A 24,167-nucleotide genomic window follows, 5' to 3' on the forward strand; every position below is an offset into this window, starting at 1 on the left:
TCACCCGCCGGGGCCAAAGTCTTATCGCTGAGGTTCGTTCCGCCTGCGCGCATCCGCCCAGGTGGACTGAGGTGCCTGCGGGCGGCTCGGATCGCAGCCTGGCCGGTGTGCTGCGCGACAACCCTTCTCCCGGCGGGGGAAAGGGGAATCGCTGCGGCTCGATCGGGGATGCGGCGTCGGCGTTACACCCCGCGGCCCGGTGCCGTTCCACCGAGGTGGAACACCCGATGCGGCACCAGCTCGCCGCGCTCGACATCGCCGACGGCAACCAGGATGCCGGCACAGGTGGCGAAAGCCTTGCCCTCCACGGGGGCGTCCCGGCCGCGCAGGATCACCGGTTGGCCACGCATCAGGCGCAGGCCGAGATCCCGGGACACCGCGACCTCCGGGATCGCGTCGAGTGCCGTCTCCACCGGGCGCAGATAAGCGAGCGCCGCCTCGGGGGTGCCTTCCGACAGAGTGGCGACCGGGCAGGATTCGGCTTCGGAGAACGGTCCCACGCGGGTCCGACGCAGAGCCGCCACGTGGCCGTAGCAACCGAGCATCCGGCCGAGATCCCGGGCGAGCGCGCGGACATAGGTGCCCTTGCCGCACTCGGCCTCGATCACGGTCCGCTCGCCGTCATGTTCGATCACGGCGAGCCGGTCGATCTGCACAGGACGAGCCACGAGTTCCACGATCTCGCCTTCCCGGGCGAGATCATAGGCGCGCTCGCCCTGGATCTTGATCGCCGAGTAGCGCGGCGGCACCTGCTCGATGGCGCCCACGAAGGCCGGCAGCGCGGCCTCGACCGCGGCGCGATCCGGCCGGGCTTCGCTGTTCGCCACAGGACGGCCCTCGGCGTCGTCCGTGTCGGTCTCAACGCCCCACTGGACCGTGAACCGGTAGGCCTTGCGGCCGTCCATCACGAAGGGAACGGTCTTGGTCGCCTCGCCGAGCGCGATCGGCAGGATGCCGGAGGCCAGCGGATCGAGGGTGCCGGCATGGCCGGCCTTCTTGGCGTTGAAGGCACGCTTCACCACCGCGACCGCGTGGGTCGAGGTCATGCCGACATGCTTGTCGAGGATCACCCAGCCCGACACGTCCTGGCGCTTGGGGCGGTCGGGGCGCGGTCCACGCTGCGGGCGACGGCCCTCCGGGGGCCGGCGCTCGCCGGCCGAGCTGCCGGCCGGGCGCTCGCCCTGCGGATGATCTTCGATGGAAACCGTCATGTCCTCGTGTCCCCCGGGGTCATGCCCCGTCCCATTCTCGTTCGGTTTTCGGGGTCAATGCCCCGGCCCGGTCTCCGGTTCGCCGCCGTCCTGCTCGTCGCCGTCCTGGCCGTGATCGAGGTCGCGCTGCACGCGCTCGTCCCGCAGCAGGCGGTCGATCCGCGCCGCCTCGTCGAAAGTCTCGTCGCGCCGGAAACGCAGCTCCGGCGCGAATTTCAGGTTCACCCGCCGTGCCACCTCCTGGCGCAGCACCTTCCGGTGCCGTTCCAGGGCAGCGATCACCGGCGCCTCGTCGAGGCCGCCGAGCGGCATCACGTAGGCGGTGGCGAGCTTCAGGTCGGGTGACATCCGCACCTCCGGCACGGTCACGACATGCGTGCCGAGCACAGGGTCCTGGATGTCGCCGCGCTGAAGCACCTCGGCGAGCGCATGACGGATGAGTTCGGCCACGCGCTGCTGACGGTGCGAGGGGCCGGTGGCGGTCGGTTTCTGGGCCATTCTGTCTCGGGCCGGCGCCCCGCAGGTGGCCGGCTCACGTCCTGAAAAAAGAAAAGACGGCCGCGGCAGGTGCCGCGGCCGCCCTGACCGGATGAGCCCGGGTTCTCAGAGGGTGCGGCGGATCTCCTCGACCCGGTAGCACTCGATCGTGTCACCCGCGCGCATGTTCTCGAAGTTCTCGAAGGCCATACCGCAATCCTGGCCGGAGGTGACTTCCTTCGCGTCGTCCTTGAAGCGCTTGAGCGTCTTCAGCTTGCCCTCGTGGATCACCACGCTGTCGCGGATGAGGCGGACATAGGCGCCGCGCTCCACGATGCCGTCCTGAACGCGGCAACCCGCGACCTTGCCCACCTTCGAGACCTCGAACACCTCCTGGATGGTCGCCTCGCCGAGGCGCTCCTCCCGCAGGGTCGGCGGCAGCATGCCCGACAGCGTGGCTTTGATGTCGTCCACGAGGTCGTAGATGATGTTGTAGTAGCGGATCTCGATGCCGCCCCGTTCGGCGGCCTCACGGGCCTCCTTGAGGGCACGCACGTTGAAGCCGATGATCACCGCCTTCGAGGCCTGCGCCAGGGTGATGTCCGACTCAGTGATGCCGCCAACGCCCGCCAGGAGGATGCGAGCCGCGACCTCGTCGTTCCCGAGCTTCTCCAGGGCACCCGAGATCGCCTCCACGGAGCCCTGCATGTCGCCCTTGATGACGACCGGCAGCTCCTTGCGGCCGGCGCCTTCCTTGAGGTCGCGCATCATGTCGACCAGCGAGCGGTTGGCACCGCCGGTACGCGCATTCTGGCGCTCGCGCTTCTGACGGGCGCGGTACTCGGTAACCTCACGAGCGCGCGCCTCGCTCGGGACCACGGTCACGCGGTCGCCGGCATCGGGCGTGCCGTTGAAGCCCAGCACCTCCACCGGAACCGAAGGCCCGGCGTACTGCACGTTATCGCCGAGGTCGTCGATCAGGGCGCGGACGCGGCCCCACTCGGCGCCTGCCACGACGATGTCGCCGGTGAACAGGGTGCCGCGCTGGACCAGAACCGTCGCCACGGGACCACGCCCGCGATCGAGCTGCGCCTCAATGACCGTACCTTCGCCGTCGCGCTTCTCGTTGGCGCGCAGGTTCATGATCTCGGCCTGGATCTGGATACCCTCCAGAAGCTCCGGTAGACCGTCGCCGGTCTTGGCCGAGACCTCGAATTCAAGGGTTTCACCGCCCATCGACTCGACCTGGATGTCGTGCTGGAGCAGCTCGGTGCGAACCCGCTCCGGCTTGGCATCCGGCTTGTCGATCTTGTTGACCGCGATGATCATCGGGACACCGGCCGCCTTGGCGTGCTGGATGGCCTCGATGGTCTGAGGCATGACGCCGTCATCGGCCGCCACCACGATCACGACGATGTCGGTGACCTTGGCGCCGCGGGCGCGCATCGACGTGAACGCCGCGTGGCCCGGGGTGTCGATGAAGGTGATCATGTCGCCGGACGGCGACGCGACCTGATAGGCGCCGATGTGCTGGGTGATGCCGCCGGCCTCGCCGTCCACGACGTTTGCCTTGCGGATCGCGTCGAGCAGCGAGGTCTTGCCGTGATCGACGTGACCCATGATCGTGACCACCGGCGGACGCGGATCGAGATCCTCCTCCAGATCCGGCTCGTCGGACGAAAGACCCTCTTCCACGTCGGATTCAGCGACGCGGCGGACGGTGTGGCCGAGTTCCTCGGCGATGAGCTGCGCGCTGTCCGAGTCGATCACGTCGGTGATCTTGTGGATCTCGCCCTGCTTCATCAACATCCGGATCACGTCCACGGCCCGCTCCGACATGCGGTTGGCGAGTTCCTGGATGGTGATCGACTCGGGGATCGTCACCTCGCGGGACAGCTTCTCTTTCTGCTCGACATGGCCGCGACCGCTCATGCGCTGCTGGCGGCGGCGGAACGACGCCACCGAGCGCGTGCGCTCGTCCTCACCCGACGTGGCCGTCGCGATGGTCAGGCGGCCGCGGTTGCGGTCGCCGCCCGGCGACTTCGGGGTCTTGGGCGGTGCGATGATCTTGAGCGGCATGCCGGGACGGCGGATCACCCGCTTGGTCTCGGACTCGTCCTCGTTGGTCTGGGTCGCGCGACCGGCGGGGCGTGCCGCCGCACCGGCACCGGCGGGACGTGCGGCCGTGGTCGGCGTCGCGCTCTTCTCGGGCTCGGGCGCCGGGGCCGGGCGGGCCATGAAGTTGAGGTCGCGGGGCTTGCGCGAATCGGCCGTGATGGTCTTGCGCGGCTCACCCGTGGACGGCCGCGGTGTCAGCGGCGGACGCGGGGCAGGCGCGGCCGTGGCGGCCGGTGCCGGACGAGCGCCAGCCGGCTGACGCGCAGGCGCCGGGCGGGCCGGCGCAGCGGCAGCAGCGGCCGGGCGAGCGGGTGCGGGCGTCGCCGCGGCTTGTGCAGGCGCAGGCGCCGGACTGGGTGCGGCTGCAGGGGCAGAGGCCGCAGGCGCCGGGGGCTCCGCAACCGGCGCGGCGGCTGCCGCTTTCGAAGCCTCGGCGGCGGCCTGCTTGGCAGCCTCCTCGGCGGCGCGCGCGGCTTCCGCGGCGGCGGCCTTGCGCTCTTCCTCCTCGCGGCGGCGAGCCTCGGCGGCCTCGCGCTCGCGGCGGGCCTGCTCCTCGGCCTCCTTGCGGCGCGCCTCGACCTCGGCTTCCGCCTTGCGGCGTGCCTCGGCCTCGCGGCGCTGCGCATCGGCCAGCGCCGCTGCGCGGGCAGCACTCTCCTGCTCGCTCAGGGTGCGCAGCACGACACCCGAGGCGGCCCGCTGGGCCGGACGCGGCGGTGGCGTCGTCGGCGCGGGGGCTGCCGGACGCGGCGCCGGTGCAGGTTCACGCGCCGGGGCGGCCGGCGCTGCGCCGATGACGCGGCGCTTCACCGTCTCGACCACGACCTGCTTGGAGCGGCCATGGGAGAAGCTCTGACGCACGGTTCCCGCCTCGATCGGCCGCTTGACGGACAGCGGCTTCGGGGAAGTCCGATTCAGAGTCTTGTCGCCCGGGTTATTCGTATCGCTCATTCAGCCTGAACCCTGAGGGTTTCCATCGTCCCGTGAACCGACGCCCGGTGGCGCCAGTCAGATCATTCCTGCGTCGTCAACGTGAGGCTTCGTCGATCCCGCCGATTCGGGCTGGATCGGACTCCCCGGTCGCCGCGGCGGCGCCCTCGAAGGAGCGTAGCCGACGCCAACGCGACAGGCAGCCGGCGGCTCCGGCTCCTGCGACGAGCGCAGCGTGTATCACATGATCCCGACCTAAGGCCATGTCCAATTCATCTTCGGACAGGTCATCGATGATCGGTATCCTTGACATGGCCTCACCGTGGCGCCGGTACAAGGCCGAAGCGATCTTGCGCCGACCGTCCGCACTGGCTTCAGACGCGTGGATCACCGCAACTGCGCGGGGATCGCCACCGATCGCCGCCTCGACCTTCGAGAAGCCTGCCACGATGCAGCCCGCCTTGTTAGCGAGTGCGATGGCCTGCCGCAGATCTGCGCGCAGCCCGACTGCGATTCGGTCCGGCAGATCGGGATCGGCCGGGGCCGGCCCCTTGAACGCCCGTGCGAACAGGTTTTTCCGCACGGCCGTCGCGACCGTGTCCCGCTGGGCGCTGACCCAGGCGCCGCGGCCCGGCAGCCGGGCGCGCAGATCGGGCACGACCCGCCCATCCGGCCCACGCACGAACCGGATCATCGCGTCCGGCGCCTGTGCGGTGCGCGTGACGATGCAGGTCCGCTCGGGCGCACGGCGGCCGGGGCCGGCATCGAGCCCCTCGGCTTCCGGTCCGCCCTCGGGCGGGTTGGCCTCGACCTCGCTCACCGCGCCTCCGCCCGCCGAGAGTCTCAGGCCTCGGCCTGGGCGGGGGCGGTCTGCTCGCCCTCGGTGCCGTCTTCGGCACCCTCTTCAGCACCTTCCTCGGCCTCCGGCTCCGGCAGAGCCTCGATCCAGCCGGCCTTGAGGCGGGCGGCCATGATCAGGGCCTCGGCCTCGGTGCGGGACAGATCGAACCCGTCGAGATAACCCGCGTGGCGCACGGCCTCGGGGCCGCGACCCTCGGTGTAGCCGACGAGGTCGTCGGTGGCGCAGCCCGCCAGATCCTCGATGGACTTCACGTCGTTCTCGCCGAGCGCCACCATCATGGGCGTGGTGACGCCCTCGATCTCGCGCAGCTCGTCGGCGACGCCCAGCTCGGTGCGGCGGGCATCGTGCTCCTGCTCGATCCGGGCGAGGTGATCCTGCGCGCGGGCCTGGATCTCGGCGCCGGTCTCCTCGTCGAGGCCCTGGATCCCGGACAACTCCTGGATGTCGACGTAGGCGATCTCCTCGACGTTCCGGAAGCCTTCCGCGGCGAGCAGCTGGCCGACGGTCTCGTCGACGTCGAGCGCCTCCATGAACACCTGGGTCCGCTCGGCGAACTCCTTCTGGCGGCGCTCCGATTCCTCGGCCTCGGTCAGGATGTCGATGTCCCAGCCGGTGAGCTGCGAGGCCAGACGCACGTTCTGGCCGCGGCGGCCGATCGCCAGCGAGAGCTGGTCGTCCGGCACCACGACCTCGATCCGGTCGGCCTCCTCGTCGAGCACGACCTTCACCACCTCGGCGGGCTGGAGGGCGTTGACGATGAAGGTCGCCTCGTCCTCCGACCACGGGATGATGTCGATCTTCTCGCCCTGAAGCTCGCCGACCACCGCCTGGACGCGCGATCCGCGCATGCCCACGCAGGCGCCGACCGGGTCGATGCTGCCGTCACGGGAGATCACCGCGATTTTCGCGCGGGAACCCGGATCGCGGGCCACCGCCTTCACCTCGACGATGCCGTCATAGATCTCGGGCACTTCCTGGCCGAACAGCTTGGCCATGAACTGGGGATGCGAGCGCGACAGGAAGATCTGCGGGCCGCGGACCTCCGAACGCACGTCGAACAGGTAGGAGCGGATGCGGTCGCCGGGCCGGAAGGTCTCGCGCGGGATCATCTCGTCCCGCCGCACGATGCCCTCGCCGCGGCCGAGATCGACGATCACGTTGCCGTACTCGACGCGCTTGACGATGCCGTTGAGGATCTCGCCGATCCGGTCCTTGTACTCGTCAAACTGGCGGGCGCGCTCGGCGTCGCGCACCTTCTGGACGATCACCTGCTTGGCCGATTGCGCGGCCACGCGCCCGAAATCGAAGGGCGGCAGGGTGTCGGAGATCACGTCGCCGACCAGCGCGCCCGGATTGTAGCGGCGGGCCTGATCCAGGGTGATCTCGCGGGCGTCGTTCTCGACCTCGTCAACGACCAAGAGGTGGCGCGACAGGCGCAACGCCCCGGTCTTGTTGTCGATCTCGGCGTGAACGTCGGTCTCCGCGCCGTAGCGGGAGCGCGCGGCCTTGGCGATCGCCTCCTCCATCGCGTCGATCACGATGGAGCGGTCGATCACCTTCTCGCGGGCAACCGCGTCGGCGATCTGGAGGAGTTCGAGCCTGTTGGCGCTAACGACGGCCATCGGTGTCGGTCCTTCTCTTCCGTCAAATCTTCGGGCCGGCCGCGGGGCGGTCGACGCTTGAGGTCTCAGTGCAGCGAGTCGCGGTCCTTGATCCGGGACGCCTTGGTCACGACCGGTTTCTTCGGACCGGTCCGGACCGGATGCTTGGGCTTGGCCGCCGGGCTGGCCTTCTTCGGACCCTGCGGGCGGAACGGGCCGCGCGCGGGCGGCGCCGCATCTTCCTCGGCGGGCTCGCCATCCTCGGCCTCATCGGCCTCGTCGTCCGCGGGCGGACCACCGCGGCGGAGCGATTCGCGGATCAACTCGTCGGTCAGCACGAGATGGGCCTCGGCGAGGTCCTTCAGCGGCAGGTCGATCCGGCTCGGCAGACCTTCCTTCACGTCGGGCAGGTCGATCGGGACGGTGAGCCCCGCCGGATCCGGCGCGCAGAGGATGCCGCGAAAGCGTTTGCGACCGTCGAGCGGCGGGCTCAGCTCGACCTTGGCCTCGTACCCCACCCAGCGGGCGAAATCCGAGACCCGCACCAGCGGTCGGTCGATCCCCGGCGAGGACACTTCCAGATTGTAGGCGCCGCCCACCGGATCATCGACATCGAGGAGCGGCGAGATCGTGCGGCTCACCGCCTCGCAGTCGGCGATGGTGAAGCTGCCATCCGGCCGCTCCGCCATGATCTGCACGGTGCAGCCGTTGATGTTGTTGACCTTCACCCGGACCAGCCGGAAGCCGAGGCCCTGGAGGGGCCCCTCGATCGCCTGCGCCACACGCGCGGCGACGCCCGTCTCTCGGACGAGACGCTTCTCGGACAGATCCGCTTCGATCTCGGACGACATGTGTGGTGGTGAACACCCTTCGCGGCGTTCTGCGTGGCTCGCCCGCGCTGTGCGGCGAAAAAGACGTGCGGCGAAAAAAAAGAGCGGACCCGGTGGGGCCCACTCCCGAACCGCAGCCTCTCGACTGCCATCAGAACTGTTGACGGTTAGATAGCGGCGGAACGACACAAGTGCAAGGGCGATCCGTCAGCCGCTGCGCGGCACCCGCCCCTCCAGCGGATAGGCCGGATCGTTGTAACCCGGCGTCGTCGGATGGCCCGCCGCCACGAACCCGTCCACCAGCACCTCGTCCTCTGGCGTGAAGGCGTAGTCGAGGGCGCCGAGGTACTCCTGCCACTGTGCCTCCGTCCGCGGTCCCGCGATGACGCCGGTGATGAGGCGGTTGTTCAGCACCCAGGCGGTGGCGAACTGGCCGGCCGTGATGCCGCGGGCCTCGGCGTGCTGCTTGAGCGTCCGGGCAATGCGCAGGGATTCCGGCCGCCACTCGGTCTGCATCATCCGCGTGTCCTGCCGGCCGGCGCGGGATTCGGCCGGCGGCGGCGCGTCGGGATCGTACTTGCCGGTGAGCACGCCGCGGGCGAGCGGCGAATACGGCACGACGCCGAGCCCGAAATGTGCGCAGGCCGGCAGATGCTCGGTCTCGGGCATGCGGTTGAAGGCGTTGTAGTAGGGCTGGCTCACCACCGGCCGGTCGATGCCGAGCTCGTCGCACAGCCGGCAGATCTCGGCGACGCGCCAGGAGCGGTGGTTCGAGACGCCGAAATGCCGGATCTTGCCAGCCCGCACGAGGTCGGCCATCGCCCGCACGGTCTCGGCCAGCGGCGTGTCGTGGTCCTCCTTGTGGAGATAGTAGATGTCGATGAACTCGGTGCCGAGCCGGCGCAGGCTGTCCTCGGCGGCCTTCATCACGTGGACGCGCGACAGGCCGCGATCGTTGACGCCGGGACCGGTCGGATTGGCGACCTTGGTAGCCAGGATCCAGGCGTTGCGCTCAGGCCCGATGGCGCGTCCGGTGATCTCCTCCGAGCGCCCATCCGTGTAGACGTTGGCCGTGTCGATAAAGTTGACCCCCGCGTCCCGGGCGCTGGCGACGATGCGGCCGGCGGTGGCCTCATCGGTGGGGCCGCCGAACATCATCGTGCCGAGGCAGATCGGCGAGACCTTGAGGCCGGAGCGGCCGAGATTGCGGTACTGCATGGGATCCATCCGGTGTCCGTCGCCCCGCTATCTTGCCGCAGCCCGGCTCAGGTCAACCACACAGGTCAATCCGCCCTGTAACCGTGGCGGCTCCGCGGCGAACCGACCCGTGACGGCACCGACGCTCCAAGGCAGCCGTTCCCGGGGGCCTGTTCGCGCTCCATCCACCGATCAAAGCCCCGTTCGCCAGCCATGATCGACCGCCTCGCCGGCTCCCTCGGCATCCCCCTCCCCTGGCTCGACCGGGCCGGACGCCTCTCATGGCTGAAGCTTGCGGTGTTCGCGGGCTGCATCGCGCCGGCCCTGTACCTCGCCGCCGCCTACCGGCTCGACGCGCTCGGCGCCAAGCCGATCACCGCTCTGATCCACGCCACCGGCGAATGGGCGGTGCGCTTCCTGCTGTTTTCCCTGGCGATCTCGCCCCTGCGCCGCATCGCCGACTGGCCGAAGGTGCTGGTGGTCCGGCGCATGCTCGGCATCACCGTGATGGCCTACGCGGTGGCCCACCTCACCCTCTACGCCGTCGATCAGAACCTGATTCTCACCAAGATCGTCTCCGAGATCGCGCTCCGGCTCTATCTGACCATCGGCTTCGTTGCGCTGATCGGCCTGATCGCCCTGGGGCTGACCTCGACCGATGCGGCGATCCGCAACCTCGGCCCGAACTGGAACCGGCTGCACCGGCTCGTCTACACGATCGCGGTGCTGGCTCTGGTCCACTACTTCCTGCAATCGAAGATCGACGTCAGCGACCCGGTCTTCTCGGCCGGGCTGTTCCTGCTGCTGATGGGCTGGCGGGTGATGCGGCGGTTCAAGTGGCCGGAGCGGCCGTGGTCGCTTCTGCTGCTCGCGGTCGTTGCCGGGCTGGCCACCGCGGCACTGGAGGCGGCGTGGTATGGGCTCGCCAGCGGCGTCCCGGCCAGCCTCGTGCTCGCCGCCAACCTGGATTTTTCAGGCCCGATCCGGCCCGCCTGGTGGGTGCTGGCGGTCGGCCTGTCCCTGCCGGCGATAGCGCTCGTGCGCGGCAAGCCGGCGCGGATGGCGGGCCAGTCTTCAGCCGGACGGCCGGCCTCCCCGGCTCGGCGGCCCGCCGCCAAGGAAGCGTTGCCGGAACCCTTGTCGCCGCAGGCGTGATGCCGCAGAACCCGCGGCCGGCCCCCGCCATCGACGGTCCGGGCTGCAGCGGAGCTTGTCAGGACGCCATGCGCGGCACTCTTCTCCTCATCGCGAGCCTGCTCGTACCCGCCGGCGCCGCCCAGGCGGCCCCGAATGCGGCGCCACCGGCCGCCGCGAAGCCCGCCAAGGCCGCTCCGGCCGCCCCCCCGACAGTCGCAACCTGCAGCCCGCCCGAGCCGCCGCCCGCCTCCGCGCGCCCGGCAAAACCCGCGCTGCCGGACAAGCCGGCCTGCCTCGACACCAAGGAGGGCTGCCCGGGTTGGGAGGCCTACAGCTACAACGATGCGATCAAGGCCTATAACCTGCAGGCGCAGGCCTTCCGGCCAATCGCCGACGCCTACCTGCAGAAGCTCAACGCCTACGTGAAGGCGAGCGGCGAGTACGCGCAGTGCGAAGTGAACGCGATGCAGAAGTAGCTGGCTGAACGGCGGCCAACAGGCGCTCTGGCGGCGGTTCAGGCCGCTAGGCGCAACCTCCGGTGAATGGCCGCGATCCCCGCGCGCCCGATCACGCCGAGGCCACCCGTGCCCGCCCGTCGTCTCCTCATCCGTACCGGTTTTCTAGCTCTGCTACTCGCTGCCGGCCCGGCGTTGGCTGCCGATTTCGATGGTCCCTATCCGCCGGAGCACCGCTGGGGCGGCCCGGTTCAGGAGGACGGGCCCGAGCATCGGCCCCCGCCGCCGCCACGTCCCGAGCCGGGGTTCCGCGGGCCGCGCTTCAGCGCGGCGCCTCCCGAGGCATGCCGGGAATTCGTCCGGCGCCGGTTCGATCCGGACGGCGCGCCGGTCGTGCGCCGGGTGCGGGTCTGTGACGAGCCGGGCTTCGACCGCGGCACTCCCCCGCCGCCTCCGCCCCCGGAGGACGTACCACCCCGGCGCTGGGGCGGGCCGGACTGGGGCGGTTCACACTGGAACGGGCCACGCTGGTAGAGCGCGCTGACCCGTTCAGATGCGGGCGGGCGCCTTCTTGAGGGCGGCCGCGAAGGCCTTGAGCTGGCGGTTCAGGTCCGTCAGCTCGTTCAGCGCGATGGTCTTGTGACCGTCGCGGACCGCGCGCTCGATATCCTCGACCTGCGTGGCGACGAGACGGCGGATGGCGTCGGCAACATGGTGGCGGTTCATCGTTACGAGCGTCTCGTGCGAGCGTCCTGACGGGCCTCAACGGACGGCCGGGATGCGGCCGTCGACACGGTTCGGTGATAGGTCGGTAGGCTTAACCGTTGGTGTCCGAACCGCGCCCATCCACACCCGATCCAAGGACTTTGAACCTACCGGCGGCCGCGCATCTCGGCACGGCGCATCGGCATCGCGTCGATGGTGGAAAACAGCCGCTGGGGCGGGATGGGCGTGGCCGCGGTGAGCTTGGCGCCACCGTCCTTGCCGACCAGGACGGCCCGGAAGCTGTCGTCCGGCAGCCCGAGCGCGGCCCGCAGGGTGCGCGCCTCGGCGCCGGGGCCCACCGCCTCCAGCACCACGAGATCGCGCTCGGCAATTCCCTCGCGGCCCGGCCCCAGCGCAGCGCGCTGGGCCGCGAGATGCGCGTCGGCGGCATCGGGCGCCGACAGGACCAGCACACGGGAACGGTCCCGATAGGTGTCGAGGGGCGCCGCGGAGGCCGCCGCCGTCAAAGCCGCGAGTCCGAGGCCGAGTGCCGTCCTGCGCATACCGAGCCTCCGCATCACGAGACGGGACAACGCGCGATCCGCCCCGGAGATCGCCCGACGCCTTTGCGGATGACGGCGGGCGCCCCAGATCGGGGCAGGCCGCCAGTCTCCGGGAGTCTTCTCATGACCGCCATGAACCGCCGCATCGTCCTGGCCTCACGCCCCCACGGCGAGCCGCGCTCCGAAAATTTTCGTCTGGAGGAGGTGCCGGTGCCGCAGCCTGGCCCCGGCCAGATCCTGCTGCGCACCCGCTGGCTGTCGCTGGATCCCTATATGCGCGGCCGGATGAGCGACGCGAAATCCTACGCGGCACCCGTGGAGATCGGCGCGCCGATCACCGCCGAGACGGTGGGCGAGGTGGTCGCCTCGAACCATCCGGACTTTGCCGTGGGCGATCTGCTCACCGCCTTCGCGGGCTGGCAGGAGTATTTCGTCACGGACGGCAAGGGCTCGCGCCGGGTCGACCCCAGCGCCGCTCCGCCCTCGACGGCTTTGGGTGTGCTCGGGATGCCGGGCATGACCGCCTATACCGGCCTCCTCAATATCGGCCGACCCAAGGCCGGCGAGACCGTGGTGGTGGCCGCCGCCGCGGGTCCGGTGGGCTCGCTGGTCGGGCAGATCGCCAAGCTGAAGGGCGCCCGGGCCGTCGGGATCGCGGGCGGGCCGGACAAGTGCCGCTATCTCACCGAGGAACTCGGCTTCGACGCCGCTGTGGACCATCGCGGCGACGACCTGCCGGGGGCGCTGGCCGCCGCCTGCCCCGATGGCATCGACGTCTATTTCGAGAATGTCGGCGGCGCGGTCTTCGCGGCCGTGATGCCGCTGCTCAATCCCTTCGCGCGGATCCCGGTCTGCGGCCTCGTCTCGGCCTACAACGCCACCGAGGTCCCGCCCGGGCCCGACCGTCTGCCGGGCCTGATGCGTTCGGTGCTGACCAACCGCCTCCACATCCAGGGCTTCATCGTGTGGGACTTCGCCGATCAGGCCGAGACCTTCCGCCAGGAGGTCGGCGGCTGGATCAGGGAGGGCCGCGTTCACTATCGCGAGGATGTGGTCGAAGGCCTGGAGAAGGCGCCCGAGGCCTTCATCGGCCTGTTGAAGGGCCGCAATTTCGGCAAGCTGGTCGTGCGCGTGACCTGACGGAGGCTTGCTGCCGTTAAAGAACAGATATAGAACACACAAATCCGGCGACACTGCGGAAAGCGGGCACAAGCTCGAACCGCTGGTTGCCGCTCCGGAGGCCCGGGCGCATGGTTCGCGCGCCGCCGGGCAGGTGCCCTGTGAGATCCGTACGGTAAGGAGAGAAGCATGGCGGGCAGCGTCAACAAGGTGATTCTGGTGGGCAATCTCGGGCGCGATCCTGAGATGCGCCGCCTCGGCTCGGGCGATCCGGTATGCAACCTTCGGATTGCCACCTCGGAGTCCTGGAAGGACAAGGCGAGCGGCGAGCGCAAGGAGAAGACCGAGTGGCACTCGGTCGTGATCTACAACGACAACCTCGCCCGGGTCGCCGAGCAGTACCTGCGCAAGGGCTCGAAGGTCTACATCGAGGGCCAGCTCCAGACCCGGAAGTGGACCGACAATTCCGGCGTCGAGAAGTACACGACCGAGGTGGTGCTCCAGCGCTTCCGCGGTGAGATGACGATTCTCGACGGGCGTGGCGGTGGCGGCGGCGGCGAATTCGCCGGCGAGGACGAGGGCGGCGGGCAGATCAGTCGCGGCGGTGATCGGGGTGGGGACCGCGGCGGCGATTTCGGCGGCGGTGGCGGTCGGGCTCAGGGCGGCGAGCGCCGTCCGGCACCCGCTTCTTCGGGCAACGGTGGCGGCGGCAGCCGCGGCGGCTACGACCTCGACGACGACATCCCGTTCTAGGCCTCGTCGCGGGTCAGCACCCCCGACATCGGAGACGTACGACAGGGCCAGGACTCGCTCCTGGCCCTGTGCCCTACTTCTCGCGGAACGCCCGTCGCGCCTGATCGACGAGGGGCTTGGTGAGATACGACAGAACTGTCCGGTCGGCCGTGCGGATGAACGCCTCCACAGGCATGCCGGGCATCAGCTTGGCCCCGTCGAGCTTGGCAAGCTCGTCCTTCGTCACGCCGAGCCGGACGAGGTAGTAGAAGCTGCCGGTCCGCTTGTCCTCGCTGACGTCGGCAGCGATCCGGGTGACGCGGCCGTTGAGTTCCGGCGTGGTCCGCTGGTCGAAGCTCGGGAAGCGCAGGCCCGCGCCTTGGCCTGTCTGGAGGCGGTCGATGTCCTGGGGCGCGACGCGAACCTCGGCCACGAGCGAATCCGCATTCGGCACGATCAGCAGGATCGACTCGCCCGGGGCGATCACGCCGCCGCGGGTGTGGACCGCAAGTTCATGCACGTAGCCGGTCTGCGGCGCACGGATCTCTATGCGCTGGAGCTGATCGAAGGCGGTGATCTTCTGCTCCATCAGGGTCGCGGTCTTGGCGCGGTTCTCGGCCAGCTCCTTGCCGACCTCGCTGCGCAGATTCTGTTCGAGCTGGATGATCTGCAGTTCGGTCTCGGAGACCTTGCCGCGTGTCTGGGCGATGCTGGCCACGAGGACGCCGCGCTCGCCCTTGAGCCGGGACATGTCGCGCTGCAGGCTGGTGAGCCGCGTCAGCTGGATCAGGTTCTTCCTCCACAGTTCCTCGACGCCGGCGTATTCCCGGCCGATGATCGTGGTCTCCTGCTCCTTCGCGGCGGCCTGCTCGACCAAGCCCTTGATCTCCTCGTTGAGCTGCCCGATTCGTTCGCGCAGCTGCGCCTTCTGACCCTGGAGCGCCTCGCGGCGGAAGCGGAACAGCTTGCGCTCCCCGTCGATGATCCGCCCGACCTCGGGCCCCGCTGCGTTGAGTTCGGCCGGGATCGCGAGATCCGAGCGGCCATCGCGCTCCGCCTCCAGGCGAGCGTTGCGGGCGGCGATCTCCCACAGGCTCTTGGTGACGCTGTCGTAGGTGGCGCGCGCCGCCGTCGCATCGAGGCGCACCAGCAGGTCGCCTGCCCGGACGCGGTCGCCCTCCTGAACCGGCAATTCGGCCACGACGCCGCCGGTCGGATGCTGGACCTTCTTGATGTTGCTCTCGACCACGAGGGACCCGGTGGCGATGATCGCGCCGGACAGGTCCGTTGCCGCGGTCCAGGCGCCCACGCCGGTGGCGACCGCGATCACGGCGGCAACCCCGGCGATGTGGCGGCGCAGGGAGCGACGCGTCCCGTCGGTCGGGTCGGCATCCCGGGTAGAGGGATCGTGATGCTTGGTCATGCGACCCTCGTGGGTGTCTGCCGGGTCAGGGCGCTGAGCTTCGCCAGAACCTCGTCGCGCGGCCCGTGTAGCTGTACGCGCCCGTCGCCGAGCACGAGGATCCGGTCGACCGCAGCCAGGGCGCTGGGCCGGTGGGCGATCACCACCACGATGCCGCCGCGGACGCGCACGCCCTGGACGGCCGCCGACAGGGCACGGTCGCCATCGACGTCGAGGTTGGAGTTCGGCTCGTCGAGGACGACCAGGAAAGGATCGCCGTAGAGCGCCCGTGCGAGGGCGATCCGCTGGCGCTGCCCACCCGAGAGCCCGAGCCCGCCGACCCCGCCGACCCGGGCGTCGTATCCGCCCGGCAGCCGGAGCACGACCTCGTGGACGCCCGCAGCCTTGGCGGCGGCCAGCAGGGCCTCGGGATCGGGCGCCGGGTCGAACCGGGTGATGTTCTCGGCGATTGTCCCGTCGAACATCTCGGTATCCTGCGGCAGGTAGCCGATCGCGCGGCCGAGATCGTCGGGATCCCACTGGTCGAGAGCCGCCCCATCGAGGCGGATCACGCCGCGGCTCGGCCGCGCCAGCCCGACCAGGGCGCGGGCGAAGGTCGATTTGCCGGAGCCGCTGGCGCCGATCACGCCGAGGGCACTGCCAGGCGCGAGAGCGACGTTCACGTCGTGCAGCACGAGCGTGTCGGTGCCCGGTACGGCGATCGACAGGGCGGTCACGCGCAGGCTCTCGCGCGGGGCCGGCAAGGGCGTCGGGGCGGTCGGCTCGCGCAGGGGCAGGAAGGCGACGAGCCGGCCCCAGGCCTGCCGGGCGGCCGTGAACGACTTCCAGTTGGCGATCGCGAGATCGACCGGCGCCAGCGCCCGGGCCGACAGGATCGTGGCGGCGAGCATCACCCCGGCGGTCGCCTCCTCACGCACGACCAGCAGCGCCCCGAGGCCGAGGATGCCGGATTGCAGCAGCGTGCGCAGCAGGCGTGCCGTCGTGCCGAAGCCGATGGCGAGGTCGTTCCCCTGGGTCGCCACGTCGAGGTTCCGGCGCGTCCGGACCTGCCAGATCGACGCGATGCGGGAGCGCATCCCCAGCGCCGAGAGCAGCGGCGCCGTCCGGTGCGCCATGTCGGTGAAGGACCGGCGTTCGCCCGCCACGCGGACGGCCTCCTGGGTAACGGCGGCCGAGGCCCAGTCGGTCAGGACCGTCAGGACGCAAAGGAACAGGGCGCCTCCGGCAATCGCCGCCCCGAGCCAGGGATGGAACAGGAAGCAGACCGCCACGTAGAGCGGCACCCAGGGCAGGTCGAAGAACGCGCTCACCGCCATGCTCGACACGAACCCGCGCACGGTATCGAGGTCGCGCAGGGCCTGGGGGCCCTCGTCGCTGCGCGGCATCTCGGAGCCGCGGGCCAGCAGGGTGCGGAAGATCCGGTGGCCGAGGCGCTCGTCGATGAGGCGTCCGAACCGGGACAGAATCCGCGCGCGGAAGATCTCGAAGACGCTCTGGATCACCAGCAGCATCAGCGTGATGCCGGCGAGGCCGACCAGCGTGGCGATGCTCCGGCTCGGCAACACCCGGTCGTAGACCTGGAGCATGAAGATCGGGGCGGTCAGCATCAGCAGGTTGATCAGGCCGCTGACGACCATCACGGTGATCAGACTGGCGCGCCCGGCCCGGAGGGCGGCCCAGAACTCGCGACACCTCGCAACACGCAACAACCGCTCGTCGGTCACAGGTACTTCCCCGGTTGCTCGGTGTGGCGCGGCGGCGGCGATAATGGCCCCCGCCGCGGCTGCGGCGGGGGCTCTCGGCCTCAGAGGCCGAGCAGGTGCAGACCGCTCGTCGTCGTGTGCGGGGTCGGGTCGGTGTGCTGGACATCGGCGTGGCCGCCGAGATCGAGCGTGACGACCCCGAGATCGATGCTGGCGCCATGGGACGCCCCGGCATCGGCCGAGCCCGCATGCGTAGCCGGGACAACGTTGGCGAGTTGGCCGACCAGGGAATCCACGCCGCCGCCGCTGGTCTGCGGCAGTTGGATGCTGTCACCGCTCAGCAGGTTCGCCGTCGCCAGGCTCGGCTGATCGGCGCCTACCGCGACCGCGCTCACCTGAACAGTGTGGGCGGGATCAGCGGAGGGCGTGAGGATCGCGGCGTCCGCCACCGGCGATGTGGTCGCCGGCCCTGCCGACACGTCGACCAGCGGGTGCGTCCCGGCGCCGCCATCGCCGATCGTGCCGCCGGTGAGGTTGCCGAGCAGGGTACCGGCCGCATTTCCGGCGGCCCCGGACCCGACCGAGCCCAAAGCCGTCGTCACCGGGGTCAGGACGCCGTCGAGCACCGCGCCCGATCCCGCGCCACTGCCTGCGGGGATGAGACCCGTCACCGAGCCCAAGACCCCGCCCGCCGCATCCGCGACATGACCGACGTCGCTCACGATCTGGCCCGCTGCAGGGACGCCGTTCCCGGCCAGCACGGCCCCGGGCAGGTTGACCACGTCGGTGACGAGGTTGCTCGTCTCGCCAAGGCCCGCCGTGTTGCCGAGGTTGATGACGGTATGGAGTGGGTCGTTCAGCACCGGCACGTCGTGGCCGACCTGCTCCAGGCCCGCATGGACCGTGTCAATCAGCGTGTTGGCGACAGCGCCCACCGGCTGAAGCGGGGCGCCGGCTCCCAGCAGGGCACCGGTTCCACTCTGCGCCCCACCGGCCACGCCGCCGAGGAGGCCGGCGAGCGGATCCGTGGCGTGATCGCCGAGCAGCCCGTCCACCGTGGCGGTCACCGGCGTGAGGAGGCTGCCGACGGCCGGGATGCCGGTCCCGCCGCTGCCGAGGCCGCCGGCGATGCCGGTCACCCCGTCGACGAGGCCGCCCGCGGAGTGTGTCACCGCGCCGAGATCGCCGAGGATCGGGGACACCGCGCCGAGCCCGTGGCCACCCAGCACGTCGCCAGGCAAACCAACCACGTCGGTGACGAGGTTTCCGCTTGTGCCGATATAGCCGAGGCCGACCGTCTCGCCGAGGTTGGTCAGGCCGTGGATGGCATCGTTGAGCAGAGGAATCTCATGGCCGAGATTCTCGAGGGTCATGTGAAGGTCGAGGACGCCCGTGTTCGCGAGGTTCGTGACCGGGGCGAGGAGCCCATTCGACGCCAGCAGATTGCCGCCGCTGACGGCGCCGGTGACGGAGGCGAGCAGCGTGTCGGTCGAACCCAGCACATGGCCGAGGTCGGACAGGACAGGGCTCGCCGAGGCGAGGCCGCCGCCGTTCAGGATCGATCCGGCGACCGGGAGGGTGTCGGTCAGCAGATTGCCCGGCTCGCCGAGATGGCCGAGGCCGACCGTCTCGCCGAGGCCCGTGAGGCCGTGGATCGGCCCGTTGAGCTGCGGGATCGAATGGCCTGCATCCTCGAGCGTCGTATGGAGATCGAGCACCGTCTGGTTGAGGATATCGGTCGCTGGCGTGAGGACGCTGCCGGAGCCGACGAGACCGTTGCCGGCGCTCGGAACCGCCGCCACCAAGTCGACCAGCGCGTTGGCTGCATCGGTGACATGGCCGGCATCGGCGAGGAGCGGCGCGACCGTATCGAGACCAGCCGGATTCGCGACCGCGCCCGAAAGATCGGTGATCAGGTTGCCGGCCTCGCCGATATGGCCCAGGCCGATCGTCTCGCCGAGATTGGTGAGGCCGTGCAGCGGTCCGTTCAGCGGCGCGACGTTGTGGCCGACCGTCTCAAGCTGCGCATGCGTATCGAGGACGATGGTGTTGGCGGTCTCGGCCAGCGTTTCGGGAAGGGGCGAGCCGCCTTCACTTCCCGTGCCGGCGCTGAGCGCCCCCTCGATCTGCGAGGCGATCGGGCCGAGGCTCGCGAGCTGGCCGGTCGAGAGTGCAGTGGACGAGAGCAACGCGCCTGGACCGACGAGCCATTCGAGCGAGCGCGTGGTGGGGCTGAGGATCGCGAGTGGGGATGACGACATGAGCACCTCCGATTTTCGCCAATAACCGGATATGCAATCTTCGGTTGCTTTCGCCTTTCTACAGTGGTTAATTTCGCGTTCTCGAAATCACTTATAGTTGTATTGAATGCGCGACCTGCTGTGTCGGCCGCGTACGCACATGACCGAACCCGTATACGCTTGGTCGGCAGGGCGCGGTCCGAGCCGATGACGCCGCTGGGCGCCATCGTACGGATCTCATCCCACGCAAGCACAGGTTTGCCCGGCGTAGTCCTCCCGATCGCGGGCGCATCCGCCAGGCCTCAGCCGGCCAGAAGTCGGGTACGGCTCCGGGCTGTCCGGCCCGCGCGCCATCCGGTGCTCAGAGCATCGGCATGCCGCCGGTCACCGGCACCAGGGCGCCCGACATGTAGCTGCCCTCCCGGGAAGCGAGCAGCACGTAAGCCGGGGCCAGTTCGGCGGGCTGGCCGGCGCGGCCGAGCGGCGTCTGCGCGCCGAGCTGTGCGATCTGCTCGGGATCCTTCACGATCGGCTGGATCGGGGTCCAGACCGGCCCGGGCGCGACGCAGTTCACCCGGATGCCCTTTGGCGCGAGCAGGTTCGACAGGCCGATCGTCAGGCTCGCGATCGCACCCTTGGTGGCCGCATAGATCAGCATGCTGGGATCGGCGACCTTGGCTTGCACGCTCGTGCTGTTCACGATCGCCGCGCCCGGCTTCATATGGGGCACCGCCGCCTGGGTGAGATAGTACATCGCGAACACGTTGGCCCGGAACGAGCCTTCGATGTCGGGGGCCTTCAGATCGTCGAGGCCATCGTTCACCACCTGGGCGGCCGCGTTGTTCACGAGGATGTCGAGGCGGCCGAACGCCTCCACGGTGCACGCCACGAGGCTTCGGCAATGGGCCTCGTCGCGGATATCGCCGGGCAGCAGCAGGCAGCGGCGGCCGGCCTTCTCGACCCAGGCCTTCGTGTCCTCGGCGTCTTCCTGCTCGACGTCGAGGTAGGAGATCGCGACGTCCGCGCCCTCGCGGGCATACGCGATGGCGACCGCCCGGCCGATGCCGGAATCGCCGCCGGTGATCAGCGCGGCCTGACCGACGAGCAGGCCCTTGCCGACGTAGCTCACCTCGCCATGGTCGGGGCGCGGCGTCATCTTCGTGGTCAGCCCCGGGCGGGGCTGCTGCTGGTCGCCGGGGTAGGGCGGACGTGGGCCGGCCTCGCGGGGATCCTGGGTCATCGGTACGGCTCCTGGGCGGACGGGTCCCGCCGGATCTAGGGCCGCGGCCGATCGAACCGTCTGCGCCCGGCCGTCACAGCCGCGCGCAGGTCGTTTGCCGGCTTAGAACGCCCGGCCGCGGTTCGCATGCGGCTTGCCGTAGCGATTGCGGAGAAACGAAACGACTCGGGGAAGGAGGAAGGCGATCAGGATCTTGCGCATCGGGTCACCTCACGTCACGGGCTCGTGAGCGGGCAATGCCCCGGAAGAAGCGCGGTTCCGCCCGGTGCTCGGGATCAGAGGTCCAGCGTCAATGTGACCGGCGCGTGGTCGGAGGGTCGCTCCCAGCCCCTTGCGTCGCGCAGCACCTCGACCTTGCGGACCGTGCCGGCGAGATCGGACGAGACCCAGAGGTGATCGAGACGCCGGCCCTTGTTGGCAGCCGCCCAATCGGGGGAGCGGTAGCTCCACCAGGTGTAGATCTTCTCGGGCTCCGGAGTGAGGTGGCGCGCCGTGTCGATCCAGCCGGCCTCGCCGCGCAGGATTTCCAGCGCCTCGGTCTCTACGGGCGTGTGGCTCACCACGTCGAGGAGCTGCTTGTGCGACCAGACGTCGTGCTCGAGTGGCGCGACGTTGAGGTCGCCCATCAGGATCGCCGGACCGGAGACGCGCTTGCCGCTCCAGGCGCGCAGTTCGGACAGGAAGTCGAGCTTGTGGGCGAATTTCGGATTGAGGTCGCGGTCCGGCACGTCGCCGCCCGCTGGGACGTAGAAATCGTGCAGCACGATCCCCGCGGCGGCGCCCGCTTCCGGCCCAAGCACCGCCGAGATGTGGCGGGCATCCTGGCGCTCGCAGAAACCCATCACGGCGCGGGTGTGCAGGGGAAAGCGCGAGAGGATCGCGACGCCGTTGTAGCCCTTTTGGCCGGCGAACATCACGTGCTCGTAGCCGGAGCCGCGCAGGGCCTTCAGTGGGAAGGCGTCGTCCGGGCACTTCGTCTCCTGAAGGCACAGCACATCCGGTCTGTGCTCGGCCAGGAAACGCAGCACGAGATCGATGCGCAGGCGCACCGAATTGATGTTCCAGGTGGTGACGGAGAGTTGCACGGGCAGGGTCTGGGTTCGGACGGGGCTGTGCTCCGATAGCGGATTTCGCGGTCCGCGACAGTCCGCTCGCCGTCGATGAGGCAAAAGGCCGTGCGTGTCCGGCAGGCACGCGCTATGCCCGGGCGCTGCCCTGTCCCCGCGTCGAAGCCCAGCCATGGCCCATGCCCGCTCGTTCCTGTTCGCCGTCTACTGGGCGGCCTGGACGACTCTGTTCCTCGTCCCCCTGGTGATCTTCCTGCTGTCCGGCTCGCCACAGCGGCCGATCCGCCGGGCGACGCGGCTGTGGGCCCGCGGGATTCTGGCCGGACTGCGGGGCATCGTCGGCCTGCGCTACGTCGAGGAGGGCCGCCAGCACCTGCCGGCCGAGCCCTGCCTGATCGTGGCCAACCACCAATCGACCTGGGAGACGCTGGCCTTCCTGGTTCTGGTGCCGGACGTGGCGATCGTCGCCAAACGGGAGCTGCTGTCGATCCCGGTGGTCGGCTGGTTCCTGCGGCGCTCGCCGATGATCATCATCGACCGCGGCAATGGCACCCAGGCCCTGCGCACCATGATCGACGAGGGGCGCGCCGCCGTGGCGGCCGGCCGGTCGGTTCTGATCTTCCCCGAGGGCACCCGCGGCGGCATTGCCGCGCCGCTGCGCTTCAAGCGCGGGGTCGAGCTGCTCTACGGGCGGCTCGGCCTGCCGGTGGTGCCGGTGGCGGTGAATTCCGGGCTGTTCTGGCCAGGGGGGATGGCCACCCGGGCCGGGACCGTCGTGGTCAGCTACCTCGCCGCCGTCGCCCCGGGCCTGCCGGCCGCCGAATTCCTGCGCTGTACCGAGGCGGCGATCGACCGGGAGCTCGACCGCTGGCGCAGCGCCGGCCTCGACGCGACGGCGGCGTGAGGACGCCGCCTACTGCTGCGACTGCTGGATCTGCTGCTGCATCGCCTTGTCCTCGGCGCGCCCGTAATTGATGAAGAACAGGCTGCCGTCGACGTTCTTGCCCCTCTGCAGGTTCGAGAGCGTCACCGTGGTGATGTAGCCCTGCGGATCGGTGATCCGCCACTGGCTCAGCGTCTTGAGATCGGCATCGAAGAACAGCTGAATCTTCGAGGTCCCGCCCAGCGTCGCGCGGTCCTCCAGGCTGAAGCGCACGCCGGAGGGATCGTTGGCCACGTCGGTCACCGTGAGGTCGCGGGCGAGGTCGATCTTCTCGCGCAGCAGGAATTTCAGCGGCGTCTGGGCGATGAAGTAGAGATCCTGGGTGTTGAGCTTGCGGTCGCGCACCGCCACCGAGGTGCCGTCGGCCACCACCTCCAGCGGCGAGGGCTGGTCGTAGTCGAAGCGCAGGCGGCCGGGCTTGGCCAGCGTCAGCTTGCCGCCGATCCGGCGCCCGTCGGCGCCGATCTGCATGAAGTTGCCCGTCAGCGTGTTGATCCCGTTGAAATAGGCGTTGGCCTGGGCGAGCAGGGTGGCGGCATCCGCCGGCTCGCCGGGGGCGACCGCCGCAGGCGCGCCGACCGCCGCAACCTTGGATTCGGGCGCCTTGTGGTCGGCCTTCTCGGCGGCCTTCGCGGATTTGGCGCCCGCCTTCGCGTCCTTGGCGGCGTCCTTCTTGGGCGCGGCCTTCTTGGCGGGCGCGGGAGCCGGGGCGGCCTCCGGCTGCGGGGCCGGCTCCTCCTTGTGGCCGAAGAGGCTGTCGATGAACGCGCCAACCTGAGCCTCGGCCGGGTTGGCGGTCGCGAGCCACAGCCCGGCGGCGAACACGGAGCCGGCTGTGCGGATGCGGCGGCCGATCATCGGCAGAGTCTCCTGGCGGGCCCGCGGGCGGGCCTCAGCGGCAAACGAGGGCGGGACCCGAGGCTTAGAGCCTCGCCCTGTGGCGAAGATGCGACGTCCGGGCCGCCGCACGAGCAGGCGGCCCGGACGGAGTTTCAGTCGTCGTCGTACATCCCGGCCGAGCTGTGCGACGCCCCCGTGACCAGGATCTCGCGCTTGCCGGCATGGTTGGCCGGGCCGACGATCCCCTCGATCTCCATCCGCTCCATGATCGAGGCGGCGCGGTTGTAGCCGATCTGCAGGCGGCGCTGGATGTAGCTGGTCGAGGCCTTCTCGTCGCGCAGCACCACCTCGATGGCCTGCTTGTACAGGTCGTCCGAGTCGCCGCCCGTGGCCGCCGCGAAGGCGCCGATGTCGAACACCGGGGCCTCCTCGGCCGGCTCCTCCGAGCGGTCAGCCCGGTCGGCGGCGGCGCTCTTCGAGCCCCGGCCGGAGCGGCCGCCCTCCTTGGCGGGCTCCTCGGGCCCATCGTCCGCCGTGACGGCGTCGAGGTAGCTGGGGCGGCCCTGGCGCTTGAGGTGGGCGACCACGGTCTCGACCTCGCTGTCCGAGCAGAACGGCCCGTGCACCCGGGTCGTGCGCCCGCCGCCGGCCATGAACAGCATGTCGCCCTGACCCAGAAGCTGCTCCGCGCCCATCTCCCCCAGGATCGTGCGGCTATCGATCTTGCTGGTCACCTGGAAGCTGATCCGGGTCGGGAAGTTCGCCTTGATCGTA

The 24,167-nt window shown here is 70.1% G+C and carries 22 protein-coding genes; 6 read left to right on the top strand and 16 right to left on the bottom strand.

What is annotated here, in order from left to right; genetic code table 11:
* Window positions 1-182: 182 nt before the first annotated feature.
* The 7 genes from truB to OXS27_RS19400 form a co-directional block, all read right to left on the bottom strand.
* Window positions 183-1,211 carry a tRNA pseudouridine(55) synthase TruB gene (truB, locus tag OXS27_RS19370; protein ID WP_243921603.1) on the bottom strand — a complete coding sequence of 343 codons (1,029 nt, stop codon included), beginning with the start codon at window positions 1,209-1,211 and terminating at the stop codon, window positions 183-185.
* Between the two features lie 54 nt (window positions 1,212-1,265).
* Complete coding sequence (gene rbfA, locus OXS27_RS19375; protein ID WP_267358291.1) at window positions 1,266-1,709, bottom strand: 30S ribosome-binding factor RbfA; 444 nt, start codon at window positions 1,707-1,709, stop codon at window positions 1,266-1,268.
* A gap of 105 nt (window positions 1,710-1,814) precedes the next feature.
* Window positions 1,815-4,757 carry a translation initiation factor IF-2 gene (gene infB / locus OXS27_RS19380; RefSeq protein WP_267358292.1) on the bottom strand — a complete coding sequence of 981 codons (2,943 nt, stop codon included), beginning with the start codon at window positions 4,755-4,757 and terminating at the stop codon, window positions 1,815-1,817.
* 76 nt (window positions 4,758-4,833) lie between these two features.
* Entirely contained in the window at window positions 4,834-5,556 is a 723-nt protein-coding gene (locus tag OXS27_RS19385; RefSeq protein ID WP_267358293.1) for an RNA-binding protein, read from the bottom strand.
* A gap of 23 nt (window positions 5,557-5,579) precedes the next feature.
* Window positions 5,580-7,220: a transcription termination factor NusA gene (nusA, locus tag OXS27_RS19390; RefSeq protein ID WP_243921596.1), complete on the bottom strand. Its 1,641-nt coding sequence runs from the start codon at window positions 7,218-7,220 to the stop codon at window positions 5,580-5,582.
* A 65-nt stretch (window positions 7,221-7,285) separates the two neighbouring features.
* Window positions 7,286-8,050 (bottom strand): ribosome maturation factor RimP, encoded by a 765-nt coding sequence (gene rimP / locus OXS27_RS19395; RefSeq protein WP_243921594.1) that lies wholly within the window; start codon window positions 8,048-8,050, stop codon window positions 7,286-7,288.
* 186 nt (window positions 8,051-8,236) lie between these two features.
* Complete coding sequence (locus OXS27_RS19400; protein ID WP_267358294.1) at window positions 8,237-9,247, bottom strand: aldo/keto reductase; 1,011 nt, start codon at window positions 9,245-9,247, stop codon at window positions 8,237-8,239.
* Window positions 9,248-9,439: 192 nt separating this feature from the next.
* Between OXS27_RS19400 and OXS27_RS19405 the strand changes: the two genes are divergently transcribed.
* The 3 genes from OXS27_RS19405 to OXS27_RS19415 all read left to right on the top strand — a co-directional run bounded on the left by OXS27_RS19405 (window position 9,440) and on the right by OXS27_RS19415 (window position 11,352).
* On the top strand, window positions 9,440-10,381 hold the full coding sequence (locus tag OXS27_RS19405; protein WP_267358295.1) for a protein-methionine-sulfoxide reductase heme-binding subunit MsrQ: 942 nt from the start codon (window positions 9,440-9,442) through the stop codon (window positions 10,379-10,381).
* Between the two features lie 68 nt (window positions 10,382-10,449).
* Window positions 10,450-10,839: a hypothetical protein gene (locus OXS27_RS19410; protein ID WP_267358296.1), complete on the top strand. Its 390-nt coding sequence runs from the start codon at window positions 10,450-10,452 to the stop codon at window positions 10,837-10,839.
* A 108-nt stretch (window positions 10,840-10,947) separates the two neighbouring features.
* Entirely contained in the window at window positions 10,948-11,352 is a 405-nt protein-coding gene (locus OXS27_RS19415; protein ID WP_243921587.1) for a hypothetical protein, read from the top strand.
* A gap of 15 nt (window positions 11,353-11,367) precedes the next feature.
* Here the strand turns inward: OXS27_RS19415 and OXS27_RS19420 are convergent, their stop codons facing one another.
* Window positions 11,368-11,544: a hypothetical protein gene (locus OXS27_RS19420; protein WP_243921585.1), complete on the bottom strand. Its 177-nt coding sequence runs from the start codon at window positions 11,542-11,544 to the stop codon at window positions 11,368-11,370.
* A gap of 146 nt (window positions 11,545-11,690) precedes the next feature.
* Window positions 11,691-12,086 carry a DUF4174 domain-containing protein gene (locus OXS27_RS19425; protein WP_267358297.1) on the bottom strand — a complete coding sequence of 132 codons (396 nt, stop codon included), beginning with the start codon at window positions 12,084-12,086 and terminating at the stop codon, window positions 11,691-11,693.
* Between the two features lie 123 nt (window positions 12,087-12,209).
* On the opposite strand from OXS27_RS19425, the gene OXS27_RS19430 reads away from it, so the two are divergent.
* Together OXS27_RS19430 and ssb are read left to right on the top strand one after the other, a co-directional pair.
* Window positions 12,210-13,226 carry an NADP-dependent oxidoreductase gene (locus OXS27_RS19430; RefSeq protein WP_267358298.1) on the top strand — a complete coding sequence of 339 codons (1,017 nt, stop codon included), beginning with the start codon at window positions 12,210-12,212 and terminating at the stop codon, window positions 13,224-13,226.
* A 168-nt stretch (window positions 13,227-13,394) separates the two neighbouring features.
* Complete coding sequence (ssb, locus tag OXS27_RS19435) at window positions 13,395-13,958, top strand: single-stranded DNA-binding protein (RefSeq protein WP_267358299.1); 564 nt, start codon at window positions 13,395-13,397, stop codon at window positions 13,956-13,958.
* A 73-nt stretch (window positions 13,959-14,031) separates the two neighbouring features.
* Here ssb and OXS27_RS19440 read toward each other — a convergent pair whose 3' ends face one another.
* The 5 genes from OXS27_RS19440 to xth all read right to left on the bottom strand — a co-directional run bounded on the left by OXS27_RS19440 (window position 14,032) and on the right by xth (window position 21,628).
* Window positions 14,032-15,360, bottom strand: coding sequence for an HlyD family type I secretion periplasmic adaptor subunit (locus OXS27_RS19440; RefSeq protein WP_267358300.1), 1,329 nt, complete (start codon window positions 15,358-15,360; stop codon window positions 14,032-14,034).
* The gene (locus tag OXS27_RS19445) at window positions 15,357-17,066 is read right to left on the bottom strand and encodes a type I secretion system permease/ATPase (protein WP_267358301.1); all 1,710 of its coding nucleotides are present in this window, start codon (window positions 17,064-17,066) and stop codon (window positions 15,357-15,359) included. Before OXS27_RS19445 ends, OXS27_RS19440 begins: the two co-directional genes overlap by 4 nt.
* Window positions 17,067-17,164: 98 nt before the next feature.
* Window positions 17,165-19,324: a hypothetical protein gene (locus tag OXS27_RS19450; RefSeq protein ID WP_267358302.1), complete on the bottom strand. Its 2,160-nt coding sequence runs from the start codon at window positions 19,322-19,324 to the stop codon at window positions 17,165-17,167.
* Between the two features lie 340 nt (window positions 19,325-19,664).
* Complete coding sequence (locus OXS27_RS19455) at window positions 19,665-20,543, bottom strand: SDR family oxidoreductase (RefSeq protein ID WP_267358303.1); 879 nt, start codon at window positions 20,541-20,543, stop codon at window positions 19,665-19,667.
* A gap of 275 nt (window positions 20,544-20,818) precedes the next feature.
* Window positions 20,819-21,628: an exodeoxyribonuclease III gene (gene xth / locus OXS27_RS19460; RefSeq protein ID WP_267358304.1), complete on the bottom strand. Its 810-nt coding sequence runs from the start codon at window positions 21,626-21,628 to the stop codon at window positions 20,819-20,821.
* A gap of 154 nt (window positions 21,629-21,782) precedes the next feature.
* Between xth and OXS27_RS19465 the strand changes: the two genes are divergently transcribed.
* Window positions 21,783-22,514, top strand: a complete 732-nt coding sequence (locus OXS27_RS19465; protein WP_243921567.1) for a lysophospholipid acyltransferase family protein — start codon at window positions 21,783-21,785, stop codon at window positions 22,512-22,514.
* 9 nt (window positions 22,515-22,523) lie between these two features.
* Here the strand turns inward: OXS27_RS19465 and OXS27_RS19470 are convergent, their stop codons facing one another.
* A complete protein-coding gene (locus OXS27_RS19470; RefSeq protein WP_267358305.1) occupies window positions 22,524-23,411 on the bottom strand; it encodes an outer-membrane lipoprotein carrier protein LolA in 888 nt (295 codons plus the stop codon).
* 134 nt (window positions 23,412-23,545) lie between these two features.
* Window positions 23,546-24,167, bottom strand: a 622-nt coding sequence (locus OXS27_RS19475; RefSeq protein WP_276592545.1) for a DNA translocase FtsK, incomplete at its 5' end; no start/stop codon positions are given.

The sequence above is a fragment of the Methylobacterium sp. GC_Met_3 genome, from assembly GCF_026540775.1.
Classification (GTDB): Bacteria; Pseudomonadota; Alphaproteobacteria; order Rhizobiales; family Beijerinckiaceae; genus Methylobacterium.